The following is a 26,443-nucleotide window of genomic DNA, read 5'->3' as shown; positions in this document are numbered from 1 at the left end:
TTGAATTGTTGTGTTTTGGTAACGGCCATAAAGAAAAAAGGCACGTCACAAGTGACGTGCCTTTCGGAAGCTTAGCCTGAACGGTTACTGTTCGCTTTCATCGGTATATCGTTTCGCTTTATATGCCGGGTGCATCAGGTTCTGGGCGGAGAAGATATCGTCCAGTTCGGCTTCGGTCAACAATCCTCGCTCGAGAACCACCTCACGCACGCTCTTACCGGTTTCGGCACAAATCTTCCCGACGATATCGCCGTTGTGGTGGCCGATGAACGGGTTGAGGTAGGTGACGATGCCGATGGAGTTATAGACGTAGCCTTCACACACTTCTTTATTCGCGGTGATGCCGTTAATGCATTTTTCCAGCAGGTTGTAGCAGGCGTTGGTCAGAATGTGGATAGATTCAAACATCGCCTGGCCAATCACCGGCTCCATTACGTTCAGCTGGAGCTGACCGGCTTCGGAGGCCATGGTGACGGTCGTATCGTTACCAATCACCTTGAAGCAAACCTGGTTCACCACTTCTGGCACCACCGGGTTCACTTTAGCTGGCATGATGGATGAACCCGCCTGCAACTCTGGCAGGTTGATTTCATTCAGGCCAGCGCGCGGACCGGAGGAGAGCAGGCGCAGGTCGTTACAGATTTTGGACAGTTTCACCGCCAGACGTTTCAATGCGCTGTGCACCATCACGTAGGCGCCGCAGTCTGAGGTGGCTTCAATCAGGTCTTCTGCAGGCACAACCGGCAGGTTGGACACTTCAGCCAGCTTCTGTACCGCCAGCTGCTGATAGCCATCCGGGGTGTTCAGGCGTGTACCGATGGCGGTAGCGCCCAGGTTCACTTCCAGCAGCAGTTCGGACGTGCGCAGCAGGTTTTTGGTCTCTTCGTTCAACAGCACGTTAAACGCGTGGAACTCCTGGCCGAGGGTCATTGGCACCGCGTCCTGCAGCTGGGTACGACCCATTTTCAGGATGTCCTGGAACTCAACGGCTTTACGCTGGAAGCCATCACCCAGCTGATTAATCGCGTCGACCAGTTTGACGACAGAGGCATACACCGCGATGCGGAAGCCGGTTGGGTAGGCGTCGTTGGTGGACTGACATTTGTTAACGTGGTCGTTCGGGTTCAGGTACTGGTATTCACCTTTCTGATGACCCATCAGCTCCAGGCCGATGTTTGCCAGCACTTCGTTGGTGTTCATGTTGACGGAGGTGCCAGCGCCGCCCTGATAGACGTCAACCGGGAACTGATCCATGCATTTGCCGTTGTTCAGCACTTCATCGCACGCGGCGATAATCGCATTTGCAGCGCTTTTAGGAATGGTTTGCAGCTCTTTGTTTGCCAGAGCCGCGGCTTTTTTTACCATCACCATGCCACGCACAAATTCAGGGATGTCGCTGATTTTGCTGTTGCTGATGTAGAAGTTTTCAATCGCTCTCAGAGTGTGAACACCATAGTAGGCATCCGCTGGAACTTCCCTGGTACCCAACAAATCTTCTTCGATACGAATGTTGTTTAACATGTGAACCTTCTTTTCAAGCTGCCGATGGATTGTACTAAACACACAGTAGATATGTGGTTTTGAATATTTTATGACCGACGATTATTCCCTCAATCGGCCAGATGTTCGAGATCATATGCTGATGATAGCGAATTGCCGTAAGCTGGATCACTTATTATCGACCCGATTTCATGATAATTATTAATCTGTGAAATATGTCACCGCTTTAATATTTCCAGAAAAAATATCCGTGCAAACCGATTGAATTTTGGCTAACCGTCACCATTTCTTATCTACGCGCTTCGCGAACACATTCAGTCAGGGGCCAGAAGGCACCTGCCACACAGGAGATGCCAGTGCGCTGGATACCATTTATTGCTTTCTTTCTTTATGTTTACATTGAGATTTCGATTTTCATCCAGGTTGCCCATGTGCTGGGCGTCCTGCTGACGCTGATTCTGGTGATCTTCACCTCCGTCATCGGCATGTCGCTGGTGCGCAATCAGGGTTTCAAAAATTTCCTGTTAATGCAGCAGAAGATGGCCGCAGGTGAAAGCCCGGCCGCCGAGATGATCAAAAGCGTGTCGCTGATTATTGCTGGCCTGCTGCTGATCCTGCCGGGCTTCTTTACAGACTTCCTCGGCCTGCTGTTGCTGTTGCCGCCGGTGCAGAAGCATCTGACCATGAAGCTGCTGCCGCATCTGCGTTTCAGCCGTATGCCAGGCGGTGGTTTCAGCACCGGCCCGGGCGATACCTTTGAAGGGGAATATCAGCGTAAGGATGAGCAGCGCGACCGGTTAGATCATAAAGACGATCGGTAAGTTTCTTGCCCGGTGGCGCTCGCTCACCGGGCCTGCGGATTTTGCCGCTTCGGTAAAAACACCCACAGCCCCGCCAGCATGACGATGGCGTACACACTCTTCCATCCCACCATCGCCAGCAGCAGCAGGCACAGGACACACCCGATAGCCGCCAGCGCCTTAAAGCGTCCTTTCAGTAGCCGACAGCCCGCCAGCATGCACAACAGATAGATCATGATGAAAATACCGTTGGCGTAGATAATCAGCGCGTCAAGGTTGATGTCGAGGAGATAAATGGCCAGGGAACTCACCACGCAGCAGCCCAGTACGGTATTCAGCGCATTCACCGGAAGCTGACGCTTTGACAGGCGTGAGAGGGGGCTATCCGGTTTATAAAGTGCCTGAGACCACACCAGCCGGGCGAAGCTCTGAATATAGATGTTGAGGCTGGCAAAGCAGGCGAGATAGCCAATCACGCAGGCTACCCACAGGGCTTTAACGCCAAACAGCTGCACCACGATGCCCGGCAGCGACGCGGCGGCGGCTTTCTCTTCACCGAACGCGTTGAAGTGCAGCACCAGTACGGTACAGGCCCAGTACACGGTGCCCGCCAGCAGCAGGCCAATCATCAGGGCGCGGGGAAAATCACGCTCGGGCTGTTTAAACTCGGATGCCAGATGAGCGAACGCCTCCAGACCGACGAAACACCAGAACATGACGGATAGTGCAGCGAAAAGCTGTGTGTGGTCGATGTCATTAATCGCGGGGAAAGGAATATCCGCCACCGTAATGTCACCCGCAAACCAGATGGCGACGATCAGCGCGACGATTAACACGGCGACCAGCGTTTGCAGGTTGGCGCTGGAACTGGCCCCGCGTGAGCCAACCCACCAGATAATCGCCAGCGTGCCGAGTTCAGCCAGTAGCAGCTGTTCATCGTGCCAGCCAAACAGCGCCTGTCCGAAGCCGGTTGCGATATGCAGGGCTGCCGGAAGGCCAACGGGTATCACCGACAAAAATAGCCAGCCGGTGACGCGTTCCATTCGCGGCCCAAACGCCATGCCGACAAAATGCGCTACGCCGCCTGCGCTCGGGAAGTGCCGCCCGAGTATGGCAAAGACAATCGCCACCGGAAACACCAGCACGATCAGCACCGGCCATGCCCAAAGACTGTTATTGCCGGCAACCAACGCCGCCAGCGCGGGAACCGCAAAAACGCCCGTGCCTAACAAAGACGTTGAGAGTAAGCCAATGCCCTGCGCCAGCCCCAACTCCTGCCTGAGTCCACTCATTTACCTCGTCCCGCCACCATCAAAAGAGAGTGGATGGTAACACTTTCGCAAATTTTTTTTCGATTACCCCTTGAAGGGGTAAAAAGCTATCCCCATCTCTCAGGGCACTAGCCGGAAAACCGCATGCGGACCGGCGTCATCCATAACTGATAATGACTTTCTCAAAGGAGAGCTATCAATGAGTATTCGTCCGTTACATGATCGTGTGATCGTCAAACGTAAAGAAGTTGAAACCAAGTCTGCTGGCGGCATCGTTCTGACCGGTTCAGCAGCAGCAAAATCAACGCGTGGCGAAATCATCGCTGTCGGTAAGGGCCGCATCCTGGAAAACGGAACTGTGCAGCCACTGGACGTTAAAGTTGGTGACATCGTCATTTTCAACGATGGCTACGGCGTGAAATCCGAGAAGATCGACAATGAAGAAGTGTTGATCATGTCCGAGAGCGACATTCTGGCAATTGTTGAAGCGTAATTAACGCACGAAACTGTACGAATTTGAGGAAATAAGAACATGGCAGCTAAAGACGTAAAATTCGGTAACGACGCTCGTGTAAAAATGCTCCGCGGCGTAAACGTACTGGCAGACGCAGTGAAAGTCACTCTGGGCCCGAAAGGCCGTAACGTCGTGCTGGACAAATCCTTCGGCGCGCCAACCATCACCAAAGATGGTGTTTCTGTTGCACGTGAAATCGAGCTGGAAGACAAGTTCGAAAACATGGGCGCACAGATGGTGAAAGAAGTTGCCTCTAAAGCGAACGACGCTGCTGGTGACGGTACCACCACCGCGACCGTACTGGCGCAGGCGATCATCACCGAAGGCCTGAAAGCCGTTGCTGCGGGCATGAACCCAATGGATCTGAAACGTGGTATCGACAAAGCTGTCGCCTCTGCTGTTGAAGAGCTGAAAGCGCTGTCCGTACCGTGCTCTGACTCTAAAGCCATTGCTCAGGTTGGTACTATCTCCGCTAACTCCGACGAAACCGTAGGTAAACTTATCGCTGAAGCGATGGATAAAGTCGGTAAAGAAGGCGTGATCACCGTTGAAGACGGTACTGGTCTGGAAGACGAACTGGATGTGGTTGAAGGTATGCAGTTCGACCGCGGTTACCTGTCCCCATACTTCATCAACAAGCCAGAAACTGGCGCTGTTGAGCTGGAAAGCCCGTTCATCCTGCTGGCTGACAAGAAAATCTCCAACATCCGCGAAATGCTGCCAGTGCTGGAAGCCGTTGCGAAAGCAGGCAAGCCGCTGGTAATCATCGCTGAAGACGTTGAAGGCGAAGCGCTGGCGACACTGGTGGTTAACACCATGCGTGGCATCGTGAAAGTGGCAGCGGTTAAAGCACCTGGCTTCGGCGATCGTCGTAAGGCGATGCTGCAGGATATCGCTACCCTGACCGGCGGTACCGTGATCTCCGAAGAGATTGGTATGGAGCTGGAAAAAGCGACCCTGGAAGACCTGGGCCAGGCGAAACGCGTTGTGATCAACAAAGACACTACCACCATCATCGACGGTGTGGGTGAAGAAGCCGCTATTCAGGGCCGTGTTGGTCAGATCCGTAAGCAGATCGAAGAAGCAACTTCCGATTACGATCGTGAAAAACTGCAGGAGCGCGTAGCGAAACTGGCAGGCGGCGTTGCGGTAATCAAAGTTGGTGCTGCGACCGAAGTTGAAATGAAAGAGAAGAAAGCACGCGTTGACGATGCCCTGCATGCGACCCGTGCTGCGGTAGAAGAAGGCGTAGTTGCTGGTGGTGGTGTCGCGCTGGTGCGTGTAGCCGCTAAACTGGCTGGCCTGACCGCTCAGAACGAAGACCAGAACGTAGGTATCAAAGTTGCGCTTCGCGCAATGGAAGCCCCTCTGCGTCAGATCGTGTCCAACGCCGGTGAAGAGCCATCAGTAGTTGCGAACAACGTGAAAGCGGGCGAAGGTAACTACGGTTACAACGCAGCAACTGAAGAATACGGCAACATGATCGACTTCGGTATCCTGGACCCAACTAAAGTTACCCGTTCTGCTCTGCAGTACGCGGCATCTGTAGCTGGCCTGATGATCACGACCGAATGCATGGTAACCGACATGCCTAAAGGCGACGCGCCTGACTTAGGTGCTGCTGGTGGTATGGGCGGCATGGGTGGCATGGGCGGCATGATGTAATCATGTTGTTCTGAACCTCTCAGAATGAACCCCGGGCAGCGATGCCCGGGGTTTTTTATTGCCCGTCGAGCCGTTACTCAAACAAGATGTGCATGGCGGAAGAGATGCGGTTCCAGCACTGAAAAATCCATTTTTATCTCCTCAGAAGAGTAGCTGCATCACCCACATCGAGAGCAGGGCGTTGATAACGCAGACAGCGATGATGTGCGGGTAATATTTCGGGTTCACGCCCGCGGTGCCGAGGCAGCGGCCCGTGTTTTGCACCGGATTGCCCATCAGGTAGATGGCGGGCAGCAGGATGGTGGCATCATGGCCGCTGAGCGTGCCGGCGACGACCAGGCTGGCGCAAACCCCCACGCCGCCGCCCATGCTCATCACCGAGGCCAGAAGTACCGTTGCCGCCGCACCCGGAAGCCCCCACAGGGCCATGATGGGCTCGCATACCCTGCCGACAATATCCAGCAGGCCGGTCACCTTAAGCGCCTGAATGATGACAAACGCCATGACCACGTTCGGCAGCAGGCTGGTGGTGGCGATGGTAAAGCCGCGGCGGGCGCCATCGATAAACAAGTCCATGATATTTTTACGCATCTGGGCGATCATTTTTCCTCCTGAACGCGACGAACTTCCATGTGGGCGATCCACAGCCGCAGGAAGTTGGCGCCAACAAATTTAAATACCAGAATGACCGCCAGCGGCGCGATCACCGGGACGGTAATAAAGGTAAAAAGTGCGGCACCGGAAGAAAAATAGTTGGTAATAATGGCGCTACCGCTGGTCTGGAAGGTGGCGAAAATGGCGCGTTCATGGTTAGTAATCGCCCCTTCGTCGGTCAACTCTTTGGTCATCCCTGCGGCTGCATCGGTATTTTGCAGGTTGGCGATAAGCGCCAGAGAGCAGATGCCCGGCACGCCGAGCAGCGGGCGCAGAATGGGCGTCATGAGCTGTTGTGCGGCGCGCAGCCCGCCCAGCCCCTCGGTAACGGCAATGATCCCGAGCGATAAAATGACTGAGGGCGCCAGTTCAAGGGCAAACAAAAAACCGTCTTTCGCTCCTGTGCCACCCTCGCCGCGAAACGTTAGGGCGCCGTTCACCGGTCCAAAGCTGCCGTTTAGGACGGTAAAATCCAGCACGCGCCACCATTCAGTACTTTTGGCGAAAAAACCTGAGAAAAATACGATGGTGAGCACGAACGCCAGATAGCCCACCCAGGTTACTTTTTCCTCTCCTGAGGATGATGCACTCATGAAACCCACTTTTTTTAGTCCCGTACAAAAGTTGTACGTCGCATCACTAAAAACGATCGGGGGCTAAAACACGATATCCCAAAGGTTATTATCAGAATTCATTTAAGATGTCGGAGGAGTGCCAGCGGAATCTGGCTCGCAGAAATGCTCAGCATTTTTCTTTTGGTCATCTTTTTAGTATAAGGTTTACACGCGGACAACTACTGTCCAGCTTATTGAAAACGAGGAATAACATGCGCATAAAAGTCTGTGCAGGGATTGTAGGTGCAGCATTGCTGCTGGCGGGTTGTAGCACCAGCAATGAGCTGACGGCAGCGGGCCAGAGCGTTCGCTTTGTGGAAGATAAGCCGGGCAGCGAATGCCAGCTGTTAGGCACCGCCTCTGGCGAGCAAAGCAACTGGATGTCAGGGCAGCACGGCGAGGAGGGCGGCTCTATGCGCGGTGCGGCCAATGCCCTGCGTAATCAGGCTGCGGCAATGGGCGGCAACGTGATTTACGGGGTAAGCAGCCCGACGCAGGGTATGCTGTCCAGCTTTGTGCCAACCGCCAGCCAGATGAACGGCCAGGTCTATAAGTGCCCGAACTGATATAACATTTTGATGGCGCTGCCGCTTTACCTGTAGGCAGGTAAGCGTAGCGCCACCTGCTTTTTTTACTGCTGCCGCAGCTGCAAATCCAGCGGCGTCTTACTCGGCTCTCCGCCAATCTCACGTGCCAGCTTCGGCACCATATAACCTGAAACCAGCGTTAACAGCTCGCGCATAATCTTCCGGGCCTCTTCATCCGTCACCATGAAGTGCGCCGCGCCCTGGACGCGATCCAGAACATGCAGGTAATAGGGCATTACGCCCGCATCAAATAAGGCATTGCTGAGATCGGCCAACACGTGGGCGCTGTCGTTCACGCCGCGCAGTAATACGCTCTGGTTGAGCAGCGTCACGCCTGCCATTCGCATACGCGTCATCGCCGCACGAAAGTCCGCGTCAATTTCATTTGCATGGTTGATATGGTTTACCAGCAGCACCTGTAAACGGGACTGCTCCAGGCGCGTGACCAGGGCGTCGGTGATACGCGCCGGGATGACGATCGGTAAACGGCTGTGAATGCGCAGACGCTTAATGTGCGGGATGGTTTCAAGTTGAGTCAGCAGCCAGTCCAGCTCATGATCTTTTGCCATCAGCGGGTCGCCGCCGGAAAAGATGATTTCATCCAGTTCCGGATGCGCTGCGATGTAGTCCAGCGCCACCTGCCAGTTGCGCTTATTACCCTGATTTTCGGCGTACGGGAAGTGGCGACGGAAGCAATAGCGGCAATTTACCGCGCACCCGCCCTTAACCAGCAGCAGGGCACGATTGCGGTATTTATGCAGTAAACCCGGTACAACACTGTTCTGCTCTTCCAGCGGATCGGTGCTGTATCCGGGGGCGGTAATAAACTCATCCTGAGAGGTCAGCGTTTGTTTTAATAATGGATCATCAGGGTTACCCTTTTCCATTCGGGCAACAAACGCGCGGGGAACGCGCAGGGCGAAAAGGCGCTTCGCCTCACGGCCTGCACGCAACGCTTCGTGCTGTTCGAGGTCTAAAAGACGCAGCAATTCATCAGGACTGGTGATTACATCGGCAAGTTGCGATAACCAATCTTCTCTGGACGGGGTGTTTAGGGTTACAATATGCGCCATTTTGTGGCTTAGCTACCAGTTAACAAATTTAGAGGGCCTTATGGCAACGTACTATAGCAACGATTTTCGTGCTGGTCTTAAAATCATGATGGACGGCGAACCGTACGCGGTTGAAGCCAGCGAATTCGTTAAACCAGGTAAAGGCCAGGCATTTGCGCGCGTTAAGCTGCGCCGCCTGCTGACCGGTACCCGTGTTGAGAAAACCTTCAAATCTACTGACTCCGCTGAAGGCGCTGATGTTGTCGATATGAACCTGACTTACCTGTACAACGACGGTGAATTCTGGCACTTCATGAACAACGAAACCTTCGAGCAGCTGTCTGCGGACGCGAAAGCGATTGGCGACAACGCCAAGTGGCTGCTGGATCAGGCTGAGTGCATCGTGACCCTGTGGAACGGTCAGCCTATCGCGGTTACGCCGCCGAACTTCGTTGAGCTGGAAATCGTTGAAACCGATCCAGGTCTGAAAGGTGATACCGCAGGTACTGGCGGCAAGCCTGCTACCCTGTCTACCGGCGCTGTGGTGAAAGTGCCACTGTTCGTACAGATCGGTGAAGTGATCAAAGTGGATACCCGCTCCGGCGAATACGTATCCCGCGTGAAGTAATTTACGTCATGATTAAAGGCGCAGCGCCCGCTGCGCCTGATTTTGCAGGCAGGGAAGATGAAACGTACCGTTAAAATTCTGCTTCTGTTAGCGCTCTCCAGCGCAATTCTCTCCGGCTGCAACACCGCGCGTGGCGTGGGTGAAGATATCCAGGATCTCGGCCATATCATTTCCCATGCGGCCAGCTAATTCCGTCTAATTTTCCTAAAAATTCTTCCTTTTCCGTCAAACGGCAAGATTTTGTCTATTCTTAAGTTGCTATACACAAAATAACTTTGGCTATAAAAGGAAGATATTATGGTTAAGAAAACAATTGCAGCGATCTTTTCTGTTCTGGTGCTTTCTTCGGTACTGACTGCATGTAACACCACCCGTGGCGTAGGGGAAGATATCTCCGACGGTGGTAGCGCGATTTCTGGCGCAGCAACTAAAGCTCAGAACTAATGTAAGCGACGGTACGGCAAGTTATTACACCGTACCGTCAATTCTCCACTTCCTGTAGCGATAAAAACGGCGAGTAGCGCGTATCCATATGCAGCTTCATGCGGATATTGCGTTTGTACGTATATACCGTTTTTCCGTTAATGCGAAGATTGCTGGCAATTTTCTGGTTGCTCGCACCATCCATCCACAAGGTCAGAACTCTTTCTTCCTGACGCGTCAGCAACGGTGCCGCCATTTTCGGTAGCTCCGCGCTCGCGCATGACGTTAGCGCATCGTTTATCACCGTCGCCAGTGCTTCCAGATCGGTATTTTTGGAGAGCGAAGACCATATCGGGAACTGCGCCAGATAATCAGTCATCTCCTGCTCCTGCCCTGATTGCAGCATAATAAAAGGCAGTGTTTCGCTGGCAATTAGCAGGGAGGAAAGCTGCTGAAAATGGTGTAAATCCTGCCGGAAGCCAGATAAATCAGCGATGACCAGCGCAGGCTTCCATTGCAGGATATGCTCTCTGGCGAGGAAAAGATTATTTACCCCGGTTACGACGAAATGACCCGAAAACAGGTCTGAATGATTGACCCAGGCTTCAAATCCCGCGCGGGTGAAGTGACAACGGTCAATCAAAAGAATTTTGAACATAAAATTTTCGCAGTCGGCTAGTGGTTTGGCTTCCTGCCATCAGAAAGCCTATCATCATAGAGAAGTCGGATGAGTCATAAATGCCTGAACTACGTGCCTTACTGAGGCTATTTCTTGCTTTAAGGTGTTCAGCAGAAAAAGTTTGAAAAAAAATTCCACGCTAACCAAAATATAAGGCGCAACTTCTGCCTTGCGGGACGACCCGTAAGCGCTTCACTCATCGGGGACGGCCCCAACTTGCCTTTAAGTTAAGGAGCCTGAAATGTCCTGGATCGTTCTTGTTATTGCTGGTTTGCTCGAAGTGGTATGGGCAATTGGTCTGAAGTACACCCACGGTTTTACCCGCCTGACGCCCAGCGTCATCACTATCGCCGCAATGATTGTCAGTATCGTCATGCTGTCATGGGCGATGCGAACCTTACCCGTCGGCACAGCTTACGCTGTCTGGACGGGAATTGGCGCGGTAGGGGCTGCCATTACCGGCATTCTGCTGCTGGGGGAGTCTGCGAGTCTGGCGCGCATCGCCAGCCTCGCGTTGATTGTCGCGGGTATCATCGGGTTAAAACTCAGTACGCACTAATGCGGCTGTTTTACCCAGATTAACTTCGTCACATCAAACCCTTGCCGGGTCGCTATGTCCAGCATCTGCTGTTTCATTTCCGCCGAGATCGTTGGCGTGCGTGAGAGGAGCCACAGATAGTTGCGATCCGGCCCACAGACCAGCGCGTGGCGGTACTCTCTGTCCAGCGCAATGACGTTATACCCGCCGTAGTATGGGCCGATGAAAGAGGCTTTCATGGCCGCGCGGTTAGATGCGCCGGTGAAATAGGCCTGACCAACTGACTGCTGCCACATCTGGCGATCCGGGTTATAGCCGCGGTTAATGACCCGGATCCCGCCGTTATCCATCGCGCTGTAGCTGACCGTGACTTTTTCTAAGCCCCGTTCGAACTGATGGTCCAGTCGGGCGATTTCATACCAGGTGCCGAGGAAGCGCTGTGCGTCGAAATTACTGACTACCGTGACGCCAGGCGGAGGAGTAGGGGAACTGCAAGCAACCACTAAAAACGCGGCTGTTACTGCGGCAATAACAGGCAGAATGCGCATAGGAGTTTCCTTACTGTTTTTTGTTAAGTGTAGATGACAGCAGGGAAAATGCGGGAGATTGTGCAGGGTGTTTTGCCGGGTGGCGGCTTCGCCTTACCCGGCCTACAAAGTTCATGCGTTGTGTAGGCCGGGTAAGCGCAGCGCCACCCGCAATGTTTTACTGTAGCGCGTCGAGGATATGGTATGCCGCCTCAACGCGTGCCGGGTTCGGATAGCTTTTATTCGCGAGCATCACAATACCGATCTGCTTTTCAGGAATAAAGGCCACGTAGCTGCCAAACCCGCCAGTAGAGCCCGTTTTATGGACCCAGGACGCTTTGACCGGGGGAGCCGGTGGATTCACTTCTGCCACGGGAAGCGGTGCCAGCGCCACCTTACTGTCGCTGCCCTCGATCACCGTGTTGGCCTCCACGGGCCAGTTGAGCATCTCCCAGCCCAGACCCTGATACATTGACCCGATACGCCAGTAGCGCGACTGCGCCAGCGCGATGCCCTGCTTAAGTGAGGCATCAGCAACCTTCTCCGGCGCCATGTTTGCCATGACCCAGTTCGCCATATCCTGCACGTTGGTTTTCACGCCATAGGCTTGTGCATCCAGCATTCCCGGCGAAACGCGCACCGCTTTACCGTCACGATAGCCCCAGGCGTAATGCGCCTCTTCCGCTTTCGGAACGTTAATCCAGGTATGGTCCAGCTTGAGCGGCTTAAGGACCCGCGTCGTCATGGCCCGCTCATAGCCCATGCCGGAAGGTTTGACCGCCAGCGCGCCAAAAAGACCGATACTGGCGTTGGCGTAAAGACGCGTTGTGCCAGGCTTCCACTGCGGCTGCCAGTTTTGATAAAAGCGCAGCAGGGCGGCATTATCCGTGACCTCATCCGGTACCTGTAGCGGCAGGCCGCCAGCGGTGTAGGTTGCGAGATCCAGCATACGAATCCCCTGCCACTGCTTGCCCGTCAGCTGTGGCCAGTATCTGGTCACCGGATCGTCCAGCGAAATTTCACCGCGAGCAATGGCATCCCCACCTAAAACCCCGGTGAAGGTTTTACTTATAGAACCCAGCTCGAACAGAGTCTGAGGCGTAACGGGTTTGCTGGCCGCGATATCGGCTTTGCCAAACGTGTAATAGTGCGGTTTACCCTGATAAATAACGGCCACCGCCATGCCTGGAATCGACTGGGCTTTCATCAGCGGGGTAACCGTATTCGCGACCACCTCCGCCAGCTGTTTTTCTGACACTGGCGCGGCGAGAGCAGAGCAAGAGATGCCGAGCAGCAGGGCGCAGCAAAGAGATTTTTTCATCATCAGTAATCTTCCGTAATAGCGAGTCAAGGGGATGTCCGGGCCCGTCAGACAGGCGTAGTCTGTTGGATTTGACTGTGCCTGACAAACGGTTAAATTTAGCATTAGCTGTTAATTTTTCTAACGGAAGAGACCATGACGCGAAGCTATCTCCCCCTCAATTCGCTTCGAGCCTTTGAAGCCGCCGCGAGACATCTCAGCTTTACGCATGCGGCCATTGAGCTGAACGTGACCCATTCAGCCATTAGCCAGCATGTGAAAACGCTAGAGCAGCACCTGAACTGTCAGCTGTTCGTTCGCGTGTCGCGCGGGCTGATGTTGACTACCGAGGGAGAAAACTTACTGCCGGTACTGAATGATTCGTTCGATCGTATAGCCGGAATGCTGGATCGCTTCGCTAACCATCGTGCGCAGGAGAAGCTGAAAATCGGCGTGGTGGGTACGTTTGCCATCGGGGTTTTATTCTCACAGCTGGACGATTTTCGCCGTGGCTATCCGCACATCGATCTTCAGCTTTCCACCCATAACAACCGCGTTGATCCGGCTGCCGAAGGGCTTGACTATACGATCCGCTACGGTGGCGGGGCGTGGCATGGCACCGAGGCTGAATTTCTTTGTCATGCGCCGCTCGCGCCGCTGTGTACGCCCGATATCGCCACCAGTCTGCACTGTCCGGCCGACATCCTCAGGTTTACGCTGCTGCGCTCCTACCGACGCGACGAGTGGACCGCGTGGATGCAGGCGGCCGGCGAGCACCCCCCTTCGCCAACGCACCGTGTGATGGTATTTGATTCGTCCGTGACCATGCTGGAGGCCGCTCAGGCAGGGGTAGGTATTGCCATTGCGCCTGTCGATATGTTTACCCATCTGTTAGCCAGCGAGCGCATTGTGCAGCCCTTTGCAACGCAGATTGAACTCGGCAGTTACTGGCTGACCCGATTGCAGTCCCGGGCAGAAACGCCTGCCATGCGCGAATTTTCCCGGTGGCTGGTGGAGAAGATGAAAAAGTAAAAAGCCCGCCGGATGGCGGGCCTGTTCAGTCAGATGGTGACCACGGCAATCAACGTGACGACCGTCAGAATGGTTGCCAGACCGTAGAAGACCCATTTACCGCTTGGCACATGGATTTTCAGATCGTGCATCGCATGGTGGATACGGTGCAGACCACACCACAGCGGCAGGACGATCATCAGGAAGATGAACACCCGGCCAATAAAGCTGCTCGCCAAGGCCAGTACGCGCTCATAGCTCAGCGCATCGCCCGGAAACAGCCCCAGCGGCAGCATAATACCGACCAGCAGGATAATGACCGGGGCAATAATGGCGCTCCACATGCCGCCTGCGCCAAACAGCCCCCAGAAGACCGGCTCATCTGAACGTTTTGGATTTGGATTGATCACAGTAGTCTCCTTACCAGAACAGTGCGACAAACAGAATGACCACAGAGACTACTGCCGTCACTGCCCAGAGCCCTTTAATAACCGGCTCTGGCCCCATTTTTTCGCCTTTTACAATGATGTTCGCTGCTTTTGGCGCCAGTTCAAACCAGGTTTTGGTATGCAGTAGCGCGGCTGCGAGCACAATCAGATTCAGAACTACGATGATTGGGTTTTGCAGGAAACCCACAAAACTGGCCCAGGCTTCCGGGCCGTGCTTGAGGGCATACACCCCGTACATCAGTTCGAGGCTGAACCAGACCGCGGGAACAGCCGTGCCTTCACGCAGCATATAGAAGCGATAAAACGGCAGTTTTTTCCACCAGGTGGACGGCATTGGTCGCACGTAGGCTTTGCGTTTAGTCGTCATCATGCACTCCTTAGCGTGGTTTCAGGGTAGCGATAAGAAAGTCTTTCGAACTTTCCACTTTTCCCTGCTGAATAGCGGCGGCCGGGTCGACATGCTTCGGACAGACTTCGGAGCAGTAACCGACAAACGTGCAGGTCCAGACCCCGTTCTGGCCGTTAAGCTGTGCCATACGTTCTTTTTTGCCGTGGTCGCGGCTGTCCTCGTTATAGCGGTGCGCCAGAGTAATGGCGGCCGGGCCGATAAACTCAGGGTTCAGGCCAAACTGTGGACAGGCGGCGTAGCACAGGCCGCAGTTGATGCAGCCGGAAAACTGATGGTATTTCGCCATCTGCGCGGGCGTCTGGGTGTTTGGCCCCTGATCCGGCGTGCGCGGGTTGCCGATGATGTACGGCTTAATCGCTTCGAGGCTTTCGATAAAGTGGGTCATGTCGACCACCAGATCGCGCTCAATCGGGAAGTTGCCCAGCGCTTCAACCTTGATACCTTTGGTGTAATCACGCAGGAAGGTTTTACACGCCAGCTTTGGCACCTTGTTGACCATCATGCCGCAGGAGCCGCAAATTGCCATGCGGCAGGACCAGCGGTAGCTCAGGTCCGGGGCCAGGTTATCTTTGATATAGCCGAGCGCATCCAGCAGGGAGGTTTGCTCGTCGTAAGGGACTTCATAGAAAGCGCTGTGCGGCACGGCGTCCACTTCCGGATTGTAGCGCACCACTTCAATTTTCAGTTTTTGCATCTCAGCCATTCGCCTTCTCCTTCTTATCGGCGGCTTCTGCTTCTGCACCGTACACGCGTTTCGCCGGTGGCAGCGTGGTGATTTTCACGTCGCTGTAGTCCAGTCGCGTAGTGCCATCCGCATCGCGCCAGGCGAGAGTGTGTTTAAGGAAATTGACGTCGTCACGTTCGGTGCAGCCCTCATCCAGGCGCTGGTGCGCGCCGCGGGACTCTTTACGCGCCAGGGCGGAATGGGCCATACACTCTGCGACGTTCAGGCCGTGGCCCAGTTCAATGGTATAAAGCAGATCGGTATTGAAGACGCTGGAGGTGTCGGTGACACGCACGCGCTTGAAGCGTTCCTGGAGTTCCGCCAGCTTGTCGACGGTTTTCTGCATCAGCTCTGGCGTACGGTAGATCCCGCAGCCTTCTTCCATCGACAGCCCCATTTCGTCGCGGATCTTCGACCAGTTTTCGTTACCTTCCTGGTTCACCAGGTCTTTCAGGCGTTTTTCGACATCTGCAACCTGCGCATCCAGCGCCGCGCTGTTAGCTTCACCTGCCGTTGCGGCACGCTCCATCGCACGTTCGCCCGCCATGCGACCAAAGACCACCAGCTCAGCCAGCGAGTTCGAGCCCAGACGGTTTGCGCCGTGCAGACCGACGGAGGAACACTCGCCCACCGCAAACAGCCCTTTAATGCGGGTTTCGCACTGCTGGTCGGTTTCGATACCGCCCATGGTGTAGTGCGCGGTTGGACGCACCGGGATCGGCTCTTTCACCGGGTCGACGCCCACATAGGCTTTTGCCAGCTCGCAGATAAACGGCAGACGCTCCAGCAGTTTCTTCTCGCCGAGATGACGCAGGTCGAGATGTACCACGTCGCCGCGCGGCGTTGAGATGGTGTTGCCTTTGCGCCATTCGTGCCAGAAAGCCTGAGAGACTTTGTCGCGTGGGCCGAGTTCCATGTATTTGTTTTTCGGCTCGCCAAGCGGGGTTTCCGGACCCATGCCGTAATCCTGCAAATAGCGATAGCCGTTTTTGTTGACCAAAATACCGCCTTCGCCGCGGCAGCCTTCCGTCATCAGAATACCGGAGCCCGGCAGGCCGGTTGGGTGATACTGGACGAACTCCATATCACGCAGCGGGACGCCGTGGCTGAGCGCCATGCCCATACCGTCACCGGTGACGATGCCGCCGTTGGTGTTGTAGCGGTATACGCGGCCCGCACCGCCCGTTGCCATCACCACCGCCTTAGCGCGGATCTGGACGAGCGTGCCTTCCATCATGTTCATTGCTACCAGTCCGTGCGCATGACCGTCGTCGACCAGAATGTCGAGAACGAAATGTTCGTCAAAGCGCTGGATTTGTGGGAACTGGAGGGAGGTCTGGAACAGGGTGTGCAGCATGTGGAAGCCGGTCTTATCGGCAGCAAACCAGGTGCGTTCGATCTTCATGCCACCGAAGCGGCGGACGTTGACGCTCCCGTCCGGACGGCGGCTCCATGGACATCCCCACTGTTCCAGCTGGGTCATTTCCGTTGGGCAATGGTGCACGAAGTAATCAACGACATCCTGTTCGCAAAGCCAGTCGCCCCCTGCAACCGTGTCGTGGAAATGGTATTCGAAGCTGTCATGATCCTGCGCGACGGCGGCGGATCCTCCCTCTGCGGCTACCGTGTGGCTGCGCATCGGATAGACTTTTGAAATCAATGCGATTTTGGCGTTCGGATTGGCTTGTGCCGCAGCAATTGCAGCGCGTAATCCAGCCCCGCCAGCGCCTATTACGGCAAGATCGGCTTGAAAAGTTTGCACGACATTCCTCCAGATTTTGGTTTTCCCGCAACGTGATGAGCTAAAGGACGTTCACCTGCCCGAACGGACGATTGCGGAAGCGATTCCACTGCTCCTTTATGGGTAAAACAGTATAACCGCGTAGAAGTGAGGGAAATTTGACGTGTTCGATTTTTTTGCTGTTCTGTGCGGTGATTTATCATCGTGATTAATGAATGACGTCACAGTATTTCTCTGTGCAATGAAAAGGGGCTTTTACTGTGCAAAATTTGTCTCTGCCCCGGCTTGCGAGTAGACTTCGTGCCCTTGTCTGAAAACGGAGAAATAACTCATGAGCGAAACGGCCACCTGGCAGCCGAGCGCATCCATTCCAAACCTGCTAAAGCGCGCAGCAATTATGGCGGAGATCCGCCGCTTCTTTGCGGATCGCGGCGTCCTGGAGGTGGAAACGCCGTGCATGAGTCAGGCGACGGTCACGGATATTCATCTGGTCCCGTTTGAAACCCGTTTTGTTGGCCCAGGCCACTCTCAGGGCATGAATCTGTATCTGATGACCAGCCCGGAATACCATATGAAGCGTCTGCTGGCGGCCGGGTGTGGTCCGGTCTATCAGCTGTGCCGTAGCTTCCGTAATGAAGAGATGGGCCGACACCATAATCCGGAATTCACTATGCTGGAGTGGTACCGCCCGCACTACGACATGTATCGTCTGATGAACGAAGTCGACGATCTGCTCCAACAGGTGCTGGATTGTGCGGAAGCTGAAACGCTCTCCTATCAGCAGGCCTTCCAGCGTCATCTGGAAATTGATCCGCTGTCGGCTGATAAAACACAGCTGCGTGAAGTGGCGGCAAAACTGGATCTGAGCAACGTGGCGGATAACGAAGAGGATCGCGACACGCTGCTGCAACTGCTGTTCACCTTTGGTGTTGAACCGCAGATTGGCAAAGATCGTCCGACGTTTGTCTATCACTTCCCGGCCAGCCAGGCTTCACTGGCGCAGATCAGCACCGAAGATCACCGCGTGGCGGAGCGCTTTGAGGTGTACTTTAAAGGCATCGAGCTGGCGAACGGTTTCCATGAGCTGACCGACGCGCGCGAACAGCAACAGCGTTTCGAGCAGGATAACCGCAAGCGCAACGCGCGCGGTCTGCCGCAGCAGCCGATTGACACCAACCTGCTGGAAGCGCTTAAAGCCGGTCTGCCGGACTGCTCCGGCGTGGCGCTGGGTGTGGATCGACTGGTCATGCTGGCGCTGGGCGCAGAACAACTGGGCGATGTGATTGCCTTTACGGTCGATCGCGCATAAAGAATTGCCGGGTGGGGCTGTCGCTTACCCGGTCTACTCGGTCATTTAACTCTGCCACATTAAAAACTACTATCTTCTCTATGCACGGGTCTTTTTCTTAATTTGACTCGGATAGCCACAATATTTGTCTGGTCATCTGCTACCATCCGCGCAGTTTAATTCCGTTTCGGATGGTTATATGTCTCACTCACTCAAAAAAATGACCCTTACCGGGCTCATCCTGATGATTTTTACGTCAGTTTTTGGCTTTGCCAATAGCCCGTCCGCGTTTTATCTGATGGGCTACAGCGCGACGCCGTTTTATATCGTTTCCGCGCTGTTCTTCTTTATTCCGTTTGCGCTAATGATGGCGGAGATGGGGTCGGCGTACAGGAAAGAAGAAGGCGGCATCTATTCGTGGATGAACAACAGCGTCGGTCCGCGTTATGCGTTTATCGGTACGTTCATGTGGTTTTCATCCTACGTCGTCTGGATGGTCAGCACGGCGGCCAAGGTCTGGGTGCCGTTCTCAACGTTTCTCTTCGGTGCGGATAAAACGCAGGTCTGGTCTCTGGCGGGGCTGAGTTCCACACAGGTGGTCGGTATTCTGGCGGTGTGCTGGATGGTGGTTGTCACGCTGGTGGCCTCGAAAGGCATCAACAAAATTGCCCGTATCACTGCCGTTGGCGGAATTTCCGTGATGTGCCTGAACCTGGTGCTGCTGCTGGTCAGTATCGCTATTCTGTGCCTGAACGGCGGGCATTTCGCACAGGAAGTCAACTTCGTTTCATCGCCTAATCCGGGTTACCAGTCCGGGCTGGCCATGCTCTCCTTCGTGGTGTTTGCCATCTTTGCTTACGGTGGAATTGAAGCCGTGGGCGGGCTGGTCGATAAAACCGAAAACCCGGAAAAGAACTTCGCCAAAGGCATTATCTTTGCCGCCATCGTCATTTCCATTGGCTACTCGCTGGCGATTTTCCTCTGGGGCGTCAGCACCAACTGGCAGCAGGTACTGAGCAATAACACCACCAACCTCGGCAACATTACCTACGTGTTGATGAAAAGCCTGGGGGTGACGCTGGGCAACGCCATGGATCTCGCGCCGGAAACGTCGGCCACCCTGGGGATCTGGTTTGCGCGGATTACCGGTTTGTCGATGTTCCTCGCCTATACTGGCGCGTTCTTCACGCTGATCTACTCGCCGCTGAAAGCGATTATTCAGGGGACGCCAAAGGCGCTGTGGCCTGCACGTATGACGCAGCTGAACGCTGCCGGTATGCCTGCCAACGCAATGTGGATGCAGTGCCTGCTGGTGTGCGTGTTCATTCTGCTGGTGTCCTTCGGCGGCGATACCGCGTCGGCGTTCTATAACAAGCTGACCCTGATGGCAAACGTATCGATGACGCTTCCGTACCTATTCCTGGCGCTGGCGTTCCCGTTCTTTAAGGCGAAGCGGGATCTGGAGCGACCGTTTGTGATCTTCAAAACCCGCATGGCGACGCTGCTGGCGACCACTGTTGTGGTGCTGGTCGTCGCGTTCGCCAACATCTTTACCGTCATTCAGCCCGTGGTTGAGGCAAATGACTGGAGCAGCACGCTGTGGATGGTTGGCGGACCGATCTTCTTCTCGCTGCTGGCAATGGGGATTTATGAGAACTACCGCCGCCGCATGATGATCTGCGTGGCAGAAGTGGCATAGCGGATGAAAAAACCCCTCCCGGAAGGGAGGGGGAAATGGATTATAAACTTCCCGCCGGGCGCGAACGCGCCGCAGACGTCAACGTTCTTCCCGTCTTACGTCCGTCCAGCGTTTCCAGACGCATCTGGAAAGGTGGGAACGGCATATCAATTCCGTGCTCGCGGAAGCCAGCCAGGATCAGCTGGTGGATCTCATGGCGCAGCGGCATACGGTGTCCCATCTCGGCGGCGTAGATACGCAGCTCGAAAATCTGGATCCCCTGCTGCAAATCAACCAGGAAGACTTCCGGCGGCGGGTTGTCGATTACCAGCGAACAGCGTTCAGCAGCCGTATACAGGATCTGCGTCACCTCTTCGCTGTTGGCATCCGACGGAGCGGGTACGGTCAGCACCACACGCGTGACGGAGTCAGACAGCGACCAGTTGATAAACTGCTCGGTGATAAACGCTTTGTTCGGGACGATGATCTCTTTACGGTCCCAGTCGCTGATGGTGGTGGCGCGGGTGTTGATCCTGGTGACGCTGCCGGTCAGATCGCGGATGGTCACCGTATCGCCAATTCGAATCGGCTTTTCAAACAGAATGATCAGACCCGAGACGAAGTTGGCAAAGATCTCCTGTAAACCAAAGCCCAGGCCTACGGTCAAGGCGGCAACCAGCCATTGCAGTTTTGACCATTCGATACCAATCATCGAGAAGCCAACCAGCCCACCAAACAGCATGATTAAATACTTGGTAATGGTGGTGATCGCATAGCCTGTGCCGGGGGTTAAATCCAGATGCTGCAACAGCGCCAGCTCCAGCAGGGCAGGGAAGTTACGGATCAGCTGCGTGGTGATAATGAGTACCAGAATCGCAATCAGCACGGCCCCTAAGGTGATGGGCTCCAGGCTTTCGACCCCCTGCACCGTCGACGTCACATCCCACAATGAGATGTTCTCCAGGAAGCCAAACGCAGAGTGGATTTCCGACCACAGGAAGATCACCGACAGCAGGGCAACCAGCATCAGAATTGAGCGTACCAGCCGCAGGGACTGGGTACTGATCGCATCGAGATCCAGTTCGACGTCATCGGCGTCTGAAGTCCCTTCGGTGCTGTTGACGTGGTTCGGCTCTTCCTCACCCCGCGCGCGCTGGGCCAGTATTTCTGCGCGACGATGTTTGGCACGGTCAAACGCCAGACGACGACGCTGGATCAGCATGCCGCGGCGAATTACATGGTAGACCACCAGCAGCAGGAACCAGATAGCTACTGACGTTTCCAGCCGTGCGAGCAGCGCCTGCGATGTGGCGAGATAACCGACAGCCGCCGCCAGCATCGCCGCCAGCGGCGCGCTAAGCAGCAGGTTCCACAGCAGACGGTTAAACATGTTATCGCCACTGCCGGACTTGTCGAGATAGAGCGGGATCCCGGCGCGCTTCAGGCTGAGCGTCACTACCGCTAATGCCCCGCAGATCAGCATAAAGCACAGCCGTCCCAGCGAGCCGGAGAACTCCCGGTCATTGAGATTATCGAACATGATCAGCGCCATAATCAGCGGCACAATCAGCCCGATGCTCATCAGGTAATAGCGCATCGCCCGCGCCACGCGATTACGCGGCCAGCCAAAGTGAGCGATGAACAGACCATTTGGCCGCGCAAACGTGGCGCAAATCATCACCACCCACAGCAGCGGAACGGTGGCGGTCACGCCATCGCCAATTGCGACGGCAAGCGGATAGGGCCAGGCTTCACGCAGGCCGTATCCGAGCGTCATCCACAGCACCGGCAGCGGAGACGCGACCAGAATTGACCAGAACACTGTACGCAGCGTCAGCCAGAAGTGATCCTGTGTCACTTTCCCCACCCGGGCGCTGGAGCGCTCAAGGAAACGGGTGAAGTGGCGACGGGAATAAATACTGAAACCCACCAGAATCAGTGCCCCCAGCAGCGGGAAGATGGTCTCCTTACTGGTGAGCATCATCACGCTGGCGAGACCCAGCTGGCTGAAGGTGTCCAGCGAAATGAGGCGGCGCAGATCCTGCACGATCTCAATCGGCCAGGTGAAGGTCATCGGCCGCACGTCGGATGTCCAGAACAGGTAACGGTGCGTGGCTTCGTTGACCTCTTTCAGCGCGTCCTCCAGCTGGCTGTTTGAGACTTTCAGCTTGGTGAGCTCGAGGATCAGCGTATCGCCCCCCTGCAACAGGGAATTGAGCAGTTCGCGTTGGGTGCGCAGCTGCGCTTCCAGAATACGGCTTTGCTCGCCGGTGAGCGGCTGTCCGTCAGCCTGACGGATCTGGCGGATTTGCGGCTGCTTATTAAGAAGGTCTTCATAATGAAGACGCTGAACGCGCAGCTGCGCCATCTCCGTATCAAGCTGCTGCGGTTTTGGCATCTCTGGCAGACGAGCCACCTGTGCGCGTAACGCTTCGCCCAACAGGTTAGATGAGCCAAGCCACTGGGACTGTTCACGCAGCGTGTTGAGAGCCTGACGAACCTGGAGGGTTTGATTAGTGGCCTGACGCTGCTGCGAGGCCACCAAATCCATGCGCTGCGCCTGCTGATTCAGCGCGGCAGAAAGCTCGCGGTTAACCTTAAACTGGGCGACGATGCTGTCGGGCAGGTTAGCGCTGTTTTCGGCCAACAACTCGGTGCTTTCCAGCGCACGTTCAGCTTCACGCTGACGCTGGCTGTTGAGTTGATTTCTCAGCGCCTGGAGATACGCATCCAGCTGTTCGCTCTGCTTCTGCGCCAGTTCCGAACGCATCCGCGACAGCTCCTGGCGGTTGTTAGCAGAAAGCTGTGCCAGCTCCAGTTCATCAACCAGCGCTTTTAGTCTGGCGGATTCCGCCTGTAGCCCAAGATTTTGGGCCTGATTCTGCGGGGTGTTGCCGGTCTGCGTCCCAATGCGGCGTTCCACCTCATTTAACTGACGGCGGGCATCGGTTTGCTGCTGTGGAAGCTGACTGAGAGAGTCGGCAATTTCACGCGCCCGTTCCTGCTCCTGCTGTGCCAGACGGCTTTTTTCCAGCAGCTGGCTGCTGACTTGCAGGATCTCCTGATTCAGCGCCTCGGACGTCATCCCTGCGGGTACCTGGCGTGGTTCATCACGCAGGCTGTTTAACTGCGAGCGCAGGGTTTGAGAGAGTTTGGGGAAGTTGTCGATAACCTGCTGATATTGCTGGGCGCGCTCAAGAGAACCCTTTCGTTCCTCAAGTGCGTTCAGTGCAGACTGGAGCGACTCAACGGCCTCCGGCTGAGCGGGTTTCGCCGCTTTTGCCTGCTCCAGCTCCTGGGTTATCTGTTTGGCGTCGGGGGCCGTCGCTGCGTACGCCCCCATGCTGAGGCACCAGGCCATCAGTAATACGATAATCGGGCGCACGTCAGCGATCCTTCTGTTGTTAGCCTTCGTCTTTTTTGTCGTCAACCAGCGGGCTGGCGTCGTGCTCGGCTTTGATCTCATCTTCCGGCAACGGGGCTGGCGCAACGTCTGGTGTTGCAAAGACCTCCGTCGATACTGCCAGAGGCTGGCCGAGTTTGGTCACGGACAGGCTTTCCAGCTCGTCGACCAGGTTAACTTTGCCCGGAGCGAACAGGTTGATGACCGTTGAGCCCAGCTTGAAGCGGCCCATTTCCTGACCTTTCAGCAGGGCCACAGAACCTTCTTCTTCGCCGGCAGGCCAGGTCCAGCGCTTGATCACGCCTTCGCGCGGCGGCGTAATGGTGCCCGCCCAGACGGTTTCGATGCTGCCTACAATGGTAGCACCCACCAGAATCTGCGCCATTGGGCCAAATTCAGTATCAAACAGGCAGATGACGCGCTCGTTACGGGCAAACAGGTTAGGAACGTTTTGCGCCGTCAGGTGATTGACGGAGAACAGATCCCCCGGCACGTAGATCATCTCGCGCAGAATACCATTACACGGCATATGCACGCGGTGGTAGTCGCGTGGGGAGAGATAGGTGGTCGCGAAAGTCCCGTTACGGAACAGATCGGCCATTATGTAGTTACCGGCCAGCAGCGCTTCCAGGCTGTAGTTATGGCCTTTCGCCTGCAAAATTTTGTCGTCTTCAATTTTACCCAGCTGGCTGATCACGCCGTCAGCTGGCATCACCAGAACGTTCGGGTCGGTATTCAGCGGGCGCACTTCGTCGCGCAGCGGACGCACAAAAAATTCGTTGAAGGTGCGGTAGCTTGCCGTATCCGGCTTCTGCGCTTCTTTCATGTCGACCTTGTAGTATTTCACGAACAGGTCGATGACCAGTTTGGTTAGCCAGCCCGCTCGTTTGCTCGCGCCCCAGCCCGCCAGGCGAGTGAGCCACAGTTTAGGCAGAATGTATTGAAGCGAAAGTTTAAATGAGTTTAACAAGGTAGCCTCCAGGCCATTGTTTTGTCGTTCCTGATCCGGCAGTACGCTGCCGGAACCTGAAAAAAGGGGACGATTTTAGCGACGCTTAGCTTAGTTGTCAGTTATCAGAATCAGAAAAGTTTTTACGCGTTTTTACCTGGTCCATGCTTTCGAGAATACGATGGTAATTTTCGAAACGGGTTTCCGCTATTTCACCGTTCTCCACCGCTTCGCGGATGGCGCAGCCCGGATCGTTGTCATGTTTACAGTCGCGGTATTTGCAAGCGCCTATATAGTCATTGAATTCGACAAATCCGTTAAAGATTTGTTCCGGCTCAAGATGCCAGAGACCAAATTCACGCACACCCGGGGAGTCAATCACATCGCCGCCGTGCGGGAAGTGATAGAGACGTGAGGCGGTGGTGGTGTGCTGGCCCAGCCCGGAGACGTCCGACACATCGTTGGTCAGGATTTCTTGCTGAAGGCCGAGCAGGTTGTTAAGCAGGCTCGATTTACCCACGCCAGACTGCCCTGCAAAGATACTGATGCGGTCGGTCAGCGCATCTTCTAACGGCTTCAGGCCATCTTTGGTGCGGCTGGAAACCATCAAAACGCGATAACCAATATTGCGATAGATATCCATCTGCTCATTCACAAAGGCCATGGCCTCGTCATCCAGCAGATCGATTTTATTCAGCACGATGAGCGGCTCAACCTGTAGCGTTTCGCAGGCCACCAGATAACGGTCAATAATGTTGAGCGAAAGTTCGGGTAAAATCGCCGAAACGATCACGATCTGGTTGATATTGGCGGCAATGGGCTTTACGCCGTCGTAGAAATCAGGACGGGTCAGAACCGACGTGCGTTCATGCACGGCTTCAACGATACCTTTAACCGTTACCCCTTCCGCAGCCGCTTTGCCTGGACGCCAGACCACGCGGTCACCGGTCACCAGGGAACGGATGGTGCGACGGATATTGCAACGGTGGATGTCCCCGTCGGCAGACTCGACATCGGCATGCATACCGAAGCGGCTAATCACCACGCCTTCCGTCGCTTCGCCAAACAGGTTGTCGTCGTAATCGGGCTTCTCCGTAGTGGTTTTAAGACGGCGCTGGTGATTTGCATTCACGCGGCGCTGCTGCCCTTTGGAGAGTTTATTTTTACTCAATCGCGCTGGCTCCTGGTCGCCCATAGCGGGCAAAACCTCTATGATACACTCTAATTAATACTAGTTAACCTGCTACTGCCGGTTAAGCGAGAAGGGTGGAAAATAACATGAGCGCGGACGAAAACAACCTGATTTGGATCGATCTGGAGATGACCGGCCTGGATCCCGAGCGCGATCGCATTATTGAGATCGCCACACTGGTCACCGATGCCAACCTCAATATTCTGGCGGAAGGCCCAACGATTGCCGTGCACCAGTCCGATGACCAGCTTGCGCTGATGGATGAGTGGAACGTGCGTACCCATACTGGCAGCGGGCTGGTGGAACGCGTGAAGGCCAGCACTCTGGGCGACCGCGAAGCGGAGCTGGCGACGCTTGAGTTTCTGAAGCAGTGGGTGCCAGCAGGAAAATCGCCTATCTGTGGCAACAGCATTGGTCAGGATCGTCGTTTCCTGTTTAAGTACATGCCGGAGCTGGAGTCCTATTTCCACTACCGCTATCTGGATGTGAGCACCTTAAAAGAGCTGGCCCGCCGCTGGAAACCGGAAATTCTCGACGGCTTCACAAAGCAGGGGACGCACCAGGCAATGGACGACATCCGTGAGTCTGTTGCGGAGCTGGCGTACTATCGCGAAAACTTTATTAAGCTTTAATTTTGCGATCCGGCGCCTTGCGTGGCCGGGTTTTTGTCGCTAAATTGTTCAGCTTGCCGATTAAATAAGCACTTGAACTGAATTTCAAAAAAATCGCTTTGAGGGGGGTTGCAGCTAAACGGATTTCTCGTATAATGCGCCTCCCGTAACGACAGAGAATTACACGTTACGACAGCAACAAAAGCAGTACAGATTTGCGGGAATAGCTCAGTTGG

General features: G+C 55.1%; 28 protein-coding genes. 12 read left to right on the top strand and 16 right to left on the bottom strand.

From position 1 onward, the window contains the following. Positions 1 to 84: 84 nt before the first annotated feature. A complete protein-coding gene (aspA, locus tag IPZ49_RS03895) occupies positions 85 to 1,521 on the bottom strand; it encodes an aspartate ammonia-lyase (RefSeq protein WP_003855923.1) in 1,437 nt (478 codons plus the stop codon). 335 nt (positions 1,522 to 1,856) lie between these two features. Between aspA and IPZ49_RS03890 the strand changes: the two genes are divergently transcribed. Next, positions 1,857 to 2,321: an FxsA family protein gene (locus IPZ49_RS03890; protein ID WP_003855925.1), complete on the top strand. Its 465-nt coding sequence runs from the start codon at positions 1,857 to 1,859 to the stop codon at positions 2,319 to 2,321. Between the two features lie 23 nt (positions 2,322 to 2,344). Here IPZ49_RS03890 and yjeH read toward each other — a convergent pair whose 3' ends face one another. Next, positions 2,345 to 3,592 carry an L-methionine/branched-chain amino acid transporter gene (gene yjeH, locus IPZ49_RS03885; RefSeq protein ID WP_023299120.1) on the bottom strand — a complete coding sequence of 416 codons (1,248 nt, stop codon included), beginning with the start codon at positions 3,590 to 3,592 and terminating at the stop codon, positions 2,345 to 2,347. A 178-nt stretch (positions 3,593 to 3,770) separates the two neighbouring features. Between yjeH and IPZ49_RS03880 the strand changes: the two genes are divergently transcribed. Both IPZ49_RS03880 and groL read left to right on the top strand, forming a co-directional pair. Further along, positions 3,771 to 4,064: a co-chaperone GroES gene (locus IPZ49_RS03880; protein WP_003855929.1), complete on the top strand. Its 294-nt coding sequence runs from the start codon at positions 3,771 to 3,773 to the stop codon at positions 4,062 to 4,064. Between the two features lie 39 nt (positions 4,065 to 4,103). Continuing rightward, a complete protein-coding gene (gene groL, locus IPZ49_RS03875; protein ID WP_006810416.1) occupies positions 4,104 to 5,750 on the top strand; it encodes a chaperonin GroEL in 1,647 nt (548 codons plus the stop codon). Positions 5,751 to 5,891: 141 nt separating this feature from the next. Here groL and IPZ49_RS03870 read toward each other — a convergent pair whose 3' ends face one another. Both IPZ49_RS03870 and IPZ49_RS03865 read right to left on the bottom strand, forming a co-directional pair. Next, positions 5,892 to 6,353 carry a YjiG family protein gene (locus IPZ49_RS03870; protein ID WP_058677054.1) on the bottom strand — a complete coding sequence of 154 codons (462 nt, stop codon included), beginning with the start codon at positions 6,351 to 6,353 and terminating at the stop codon, positions 5,892 to 5,894. Further along, positions 6,350 to 6,997: a nucleoside recognition domain-containing protein gene (locus IPZ49_RS03865; protein WP_063147147.1), complete on the bottom strand. Its 648-nt coding sequence runs from the start codon at positions 6,995 to 6,997 to the stop codon at positions 6,350 to 6,352. Before IPZ49_RS03865 ends, IPZ49_RS03870 begins: the two co-directional genes overlap by 4 nt. A gap of 233 nt (positions 6,998 to 7,230) precedes the next feature. On the opposite strand from IPZ49_RS03865, the gene IPZ49_RS03860 reads away from it, so the two are divergent. Further along, positions 7,231 to 7,584: a DUF4156 domain-containing protein gene (locus IPZ49_RS03860; RefSeq protein WP_022646802.1), complete on the top strand. Its 354-nt coding sequence runs from the start codon at positions 7,231 to 7,233 to the stop codon at positions 7,582 to 7,584. 65 nt (positions 7,585 to 7,649) lie between these two features. Here IPZ49_RS03860 and epmB read toward each other — a convergent pair whose 3' ends face one another. Continuing rightward, complete coding sequence (gene epmB / locus IPZ49_RS03855) at positions 7,650 to 8,678, bottom strand: EF-P beta-lysylation protein EpmB (protein ID WP_022646803.1); 1,029 nt, start codon at positions 8,676 to 8,678, stop codon at positions 7,650 to 7,652. A gap of 40 nt (positions 8,679 to 8,718) precedes the next feature. Between epmB and efp the strand changes: the two genes are divergently transcribed. From efp to ecnB, 3 genes are all read left to right on the top strand, one after another. Next, a complete protein-coding gene (gene efp / locus IPZ49_RS03850; protein WP_003855940.1) occupies positions 8,719 to 9,285 on the top strand; it encodes an elongation factor P in 567 nt (188 codons plus the stop codon). Between the two features lie 57 nt (positions 9,286 to 9,342). Continuing rightward, on the top strand, positions 9,343 to 9,474 hold the full coding sequence (locus tag IPZ49_RS03845; RefSeq protein ID WP_006810410.1) for an entericidin A/B family lipoprotein: 132 nt from the start codon (positions 9,343 to 9,345) through the stop codon (positions 9,472 to 9,474). Positions 9,475 to 9,582: 108 nt separating this feature from the next. Further along, the gene (gene ecnB, locus IPZ49_RS03840) at positions 9,583 to 9,729 is read left to right on the top strand and encodes a lipoprotein toxin entericidin B (RefSeq protein WP_006178941.1); all 147 of its coding nucleotides are present in this window, start codon (positions 9,583 to 9,585) and stop codon (positions 9,727 to 9,729) included. A gap of 37 nt (positions 9,730 to 9,766) precedes the next feature. On the opposite strand, the gene IPZ49_RS03835 is transcribed toward ecnB, so the two are convergent. After that, positions 9,767 to 10,366, bottom strand: a complete 600-nt coding sequence (locus IPZ49_RS03835; RefSeq protein WP_048965856.1) for a LuxR C-terminal-related transcriptional regulator — start codon at positions 10,364 to 10,366, stop codon at positions 9,767 to 9,769. A gap of 262 nt (positions 10,367 to 10,628) precedes the next feature. Between IPZ49_RS03835 and sugE the strand changes: the two genes are divergently transcribed. After that, complete coding sequence (gene sugE, locus IPZ49_RS03830) at positions 10,629 to 10,946, top strand: quaternary ammonium compound efflux SMR transporter SugE (RefSeq protein ID WP_015572453.1); 318 nt, start codon at positions 10,629 to 10,631, stop codon at positions 10,944 to 10,946. On the opposite strand, the gene IPZ49_RS03825 is transcribed toward sugE, so the two are convergent. Then, the gene (locus IPZ49_RS03825; RefSeq protein WP_022646806.1) at positions 10,943 to 11,473 is read right to left on the bottom strand and encodes a lipocalin family protein; all 531 of its coding nucleotides are present in this window, start codon (positions 11,471 to 11,473) and stop codon (positions 10,943 to 10,945) included. The genes sugE and IPZ49_RS03825 overlap by 4 nt on opposite strands. Before the next feature lie 157 nt (positions 11,474 to 11,630). Beyond that, a complete protein-coding gene (locus IPZ49_RS03820) occupies positions 11,631 to 12,776 on the bottom strand; it encodes a cephalosporin-hydrolyzing class C beta-lactamase ACT-67 (protein WP_063147148.1) in 1,146 nt (381 codons plus the stop codon). Positions 12,777 to 12,908: 132 nt separating this feature from the next. Here IPZ49_RS03820 and ampR point away from each other — a divergent pair, with 132 nt between their 5' ends. Next, the gene (gene ampR / locus IPZ49_RS03815) at positions 12,909 to 13,784 is read left to right on the top strand and encodes a LysR family transcriptional regulator AmpR (protein ID WP_048965660.1); all 876 of its coding nucleotides are present in this window, start codon (positions 12,909 to 12,911) and stop codon (positions 13,782 to 13,784) included. Positions 13,785 to 13,813: 29 nt separating this feature from the next. On the opposite strand, the gene frdD is transcribed toward ampR, so the two are convergent. Genes frdD through frdA form a run of 4 tightly spaced genes read right to left on the bottom strand, consistent with a single transcriptional unit; the run spans position 13,814 to position 17,107 of the window. Further along, the gene (gene frdD, locus IPZ49_RS03810; RefSeq protein WP_063147149.1) at positions 13,814 to 14,173 is read right to left on the bottom strand and encodes a fumarate reductase subunit FrdD; all 360 of its coding nucleotides are present in this window, start codon (positions 14,171 to 14,173) and stop codon (positions 13,814 to 13,816) included. 10 nt (positions 14,174 to 14,183) lie between these two features. Further along, on the bottom strand, positions 14,184 to 14,579 hold the full coding sequence (gene frdC / locus IPZ49_RS03805) for a fumarate reductase subunit FrdC (protein ID WP_003855953.1): 396 nt from the start codon (positions 14,577 to 14,579) through the stop codon (positions 14,184 to 14,186). A gap of 10 nt (positions 14,580 to 14,589) precedes the next feature. Further along, on the bottom strand, positions 14,590 to 15,324 hold the full coding sequence (locus IPZ49_RS03800; RefSeq protein WP_063147150.1) for a succinate dehydrogenase/fumarate reductase iron-sulfur subunit: 735 nt from the start codon (positions 15,322 to 15,324) through the stop codon (positions 14,590 to 14,592). After that, on the bottom strand, positions 15,317 to 17,107 hold the full coding sequence (gene frdA / locus IPZ49_RS03795; RefSeq protein WP_063147151.1) for a fumarate reductase (quinol) flavoprotein subunit: 1,791 nt from the start codon (positions 17,105 to 17,107) through the stop codon (positions 15,317 to 15,319). Before frdA ends, IPZ49_RS03800 begins: the two co-directional genes overlap by 8 nt. Before the next feature lie 310 nt (positions 17,108 to 17,417). Here frdA and epmA point away from each other — a divergent pair, with 310 nt between their 5' ends. After that, positions 17,418 to 18,395, top strand: coding sequence for an elongation factor P--(R)-beta-lysine ligase (epmA, locus tag IPZ49_RS03790; protein ID WP_003855960.1), 978 nt, complete (start codon positions 17,418 to 17,420; stop codon positions 18,393 to 18,395). A gap of 178 nt (positions 18,396 to 18,573) precedes the next feature. Next, on the top strand, positions 18,574 to 20,073 hold the full coding sequence (yjeM, locus tag IPZ49_RS03785) for a glutamate/gamma-aminobutyrate family transporter YjeM (RefSeq protein ID WP_063147152.1): 1,500 nt from the start codon (positions 18,574 to 18,576) through the stop codon (positions 20,071 to 20,073). A 40-nt stretch (positions 20,074 to 20,113) separates the two neighbouring features. On the opposite strand, the gene mscM is transcribed toward yjeM, so the two are convergent. The 3 genes from mscM to rsgA form a co-directional block, all read right to left on the bottom strand. After that, a complete protein-coding gene (gene mscM / locus IPZ49_RS03780; RefSeq protein ID WP_063147153.1) occupies positions 20,114 to 23,437 on the bottom strand; it encodes a miniconductance mechanosensitive channel MscM in 3,324 nt (1,107 codons plus the stop codon). A gap of 19 nt (positions 23,438 to 23,456) precedes the next feature. Then, on the bottom strand, positions 23,457 to 24,425 hold the full coding sequence (asd, locus tag IPZ49_RS03775; protein WP_032645928.1) for an archaetidylserine decarboxylase: 969 nt from the start codon (positions 24,423 to 24,425) through the stop codon (positions 23,457 to 23,459). Between the two features lie 97 nt (positions 24,426 to 24,522). Further along, positions 24,523 to 25,575 (bottom strand): small ribosomal subunit biogenesis GTPase RsgA, encoded by a 1,053-nt coding sequence (gene rsgA, locus IPZ49_RS03770; RefSeq protein WP_074143171.1) that lies wholly within the window; start codon positions 25,573 to 25,575, stop codon positions 24,523 to 24,525. Between the two features lie 107 nt (positions 25,576 to 25,682). Between rsgA and orn the strand changes: the two genes are divergently transcribed. After that, on the top strand, positions 25,683 to 26,228 hold the full coding sequence (gene orn / locus IPZ49_RS03765; protein ID WP_003855965.1) for an oligoribonuclease: 546 nt from the start codon (positions 25,683 to 25,685) through the stop codon (positions 26,226 to 26,228). On the opposite strand, the gene IPZ49_RS23075 is transcribed toward orn, so the two are convergent. Continuing rightward, positions 26,225 to 26,443, bottom strand: a 219-nt coding sequence (locus tag IPZ49_RS23075; RefSeq protein WP_207212564.1) for a hypothetical protein, incomplete at its 5' end; no start/stop codon positions are given. The genes orn and IPZ49_RS23075 overlap by 4 nt on opposite strands.

Source organism: Enterobacter cloacae complex sp. S2, from assembly GCF_015159675.1.
GTDB lineage: Bacteria > Pseudomonadota > Gammaproteobacteria > Enterobacterales > Enterobacteriaceae > Enterobacter > Enterobacter intestinihominis.
This window is presented reverse-complemented; position numbering and strand designations above follow the sequence as displayed.

Excerpts from the sequence above, each read along its gene's own strand:
- aspA (WP_003855923.1), bottom strand. The coding sequence starts at position 1,521 with ATGTTAAACAACATTCGTATCGAAGAAGATTTGTTGGGTACCAGGGAA.
- yjeH (WP_023299120.1), bottom strand. The coding sequence starts at position 3,592 with ATGAGTGGACTCAGGCAGGAGTTGGGGCTGGCGCAGGGCATTGGCTTA.
- IPZ49_RS03880 (WP_003855929.1), top strand. The coding sequence starts at position 3,771 with ATGAGTATTCGTCCGTTACATGATCGTGTGATCGTCAAACGTAAAGAA.
- groL (WP_006810416.1), top strand. The coding sequence starts at position 4,104 with ATGGCAGCTAAAGACGTAAAATTCGGTAACGACGCTCGTGTAAAAATG.
- IPZ49_RS03870 (WP_058677054.1), bottom strand. The coding sequence starts at position 6,353 with ATGATCGCCCAGATGCGTAAAAATATCATGGACTTGTTTATCGATGGC.
- IPZ49_RS03865 (WP_063147147.1), bottom strand. The coding sequence starts at position 6,997 with ATGAGTGCATCATCCTCAGGAGAGGAAAAAGTAACCTGGGTGGGCTAT.
- IPZ49_RS03860 (WP_022646802.1), top strand. The coding sequence starts at position 7,231 with ATGCGCATAAAAGTCTGTGCAGGGATTGTAGGTGCAGCATTGCTGCTG.
- epmB (WP_022646803.1), bottom strand. The coding sequence starts at position 8,678 with ATGGCGCATATTGTAACCCTAAACACCCCGTCCAGAGAAGATTGGTTA.
- efp (WP_003855940.1), top strand. The coding sequence starts at position 8,719 with ATGGCAACGTACTATAGCAACGATTTTCGTGCTGGTCTTAAAATCATG.
- IPZ49_RS03845 (WP_006810410.1), top strand. The coding sequence starts at position 9,343 with ATGAAACGTACCGTTAAAATTCTGCTTCTGTTAGCGCTCTCCAGCGCA.
- ecnB (WP_006178941.1), top strand. The coding sequence starts at position 9,583 with ATGGTTAAGAAAACAATTGCAGCGATCTTTTCTGTTCTGGTGCTTTCT.
- IPZ49_RS03835 (WP_048965856.1), bottom strand. The coding sequence starts at position 10,366 with ATGTTCAAAATTCTTTTGATTGACCGTTGTCACTTCACCCGCGCGGGA.
- sugE (WP_015572453.1), top strand. The coding sequence starts at position 10,629 with ATGTCCTGGATCGTTCTTGTTATTGCTGGTTTGCTCGAAGTGGTATGG.
- IPZ49_RS03825 (WP_022646806.1), bottom strand. The coding sequence starts at position 11,473 with ATGCGCATTCTGCCTGTTATTGCCGCAGTAACAGCCGCGTTTTTAGTG.
- IPZ49_RS03820 (WP_063147148.1), bottom strand. The coding sequence starts at position 12,776 with ATGATGAAAAAATCTCTTTGCTGCGCCCTGCTGCTCGGCATCTCTTGC.
- ampR (WP_048965660.1), top strand. The coding sequence starts at position 12,909 with ATGACGCGAAGCTATCTCCCCCTCAATTCGCTTCGAGCCTTTGAAGCC.
- frdC (WP_003855953.1), bottom strand. The coding sequence starts at position 14,579 with ATGACGACTAAACGCAAAGCCTACGTGCGACCAATGCCGTCCACCTGG.
- IPZ49_RS03800 (WP_063147150.1), bottom strand. The coding sequence starts at position 15,324 with ATGGCTGAGATGCAAAAACTGAAAATTGAAGTGGTGCGCTACAATCCG.
- epmA (WP_003855960.1), top strand. The coding sequence starts at position 17,418 with ATGAGCGAAACGGCCACCTGGCAGCCGAGCGCATCCATTCCAAACCTG.
- yjeM (WP_063147152.1), top strand. The coding sequence starts at position 18,574 with ATGTCTCACTCACTCAAAAAAATGACCCTTACCGGGCTCATCCTGATG.
- orn (WP_003855965.1), top strand. The coding sequence starts at position 25,683 with ATGAGCGCGGACGAAAACAACCTGATTTGGATCGATCTGGAGATGACC.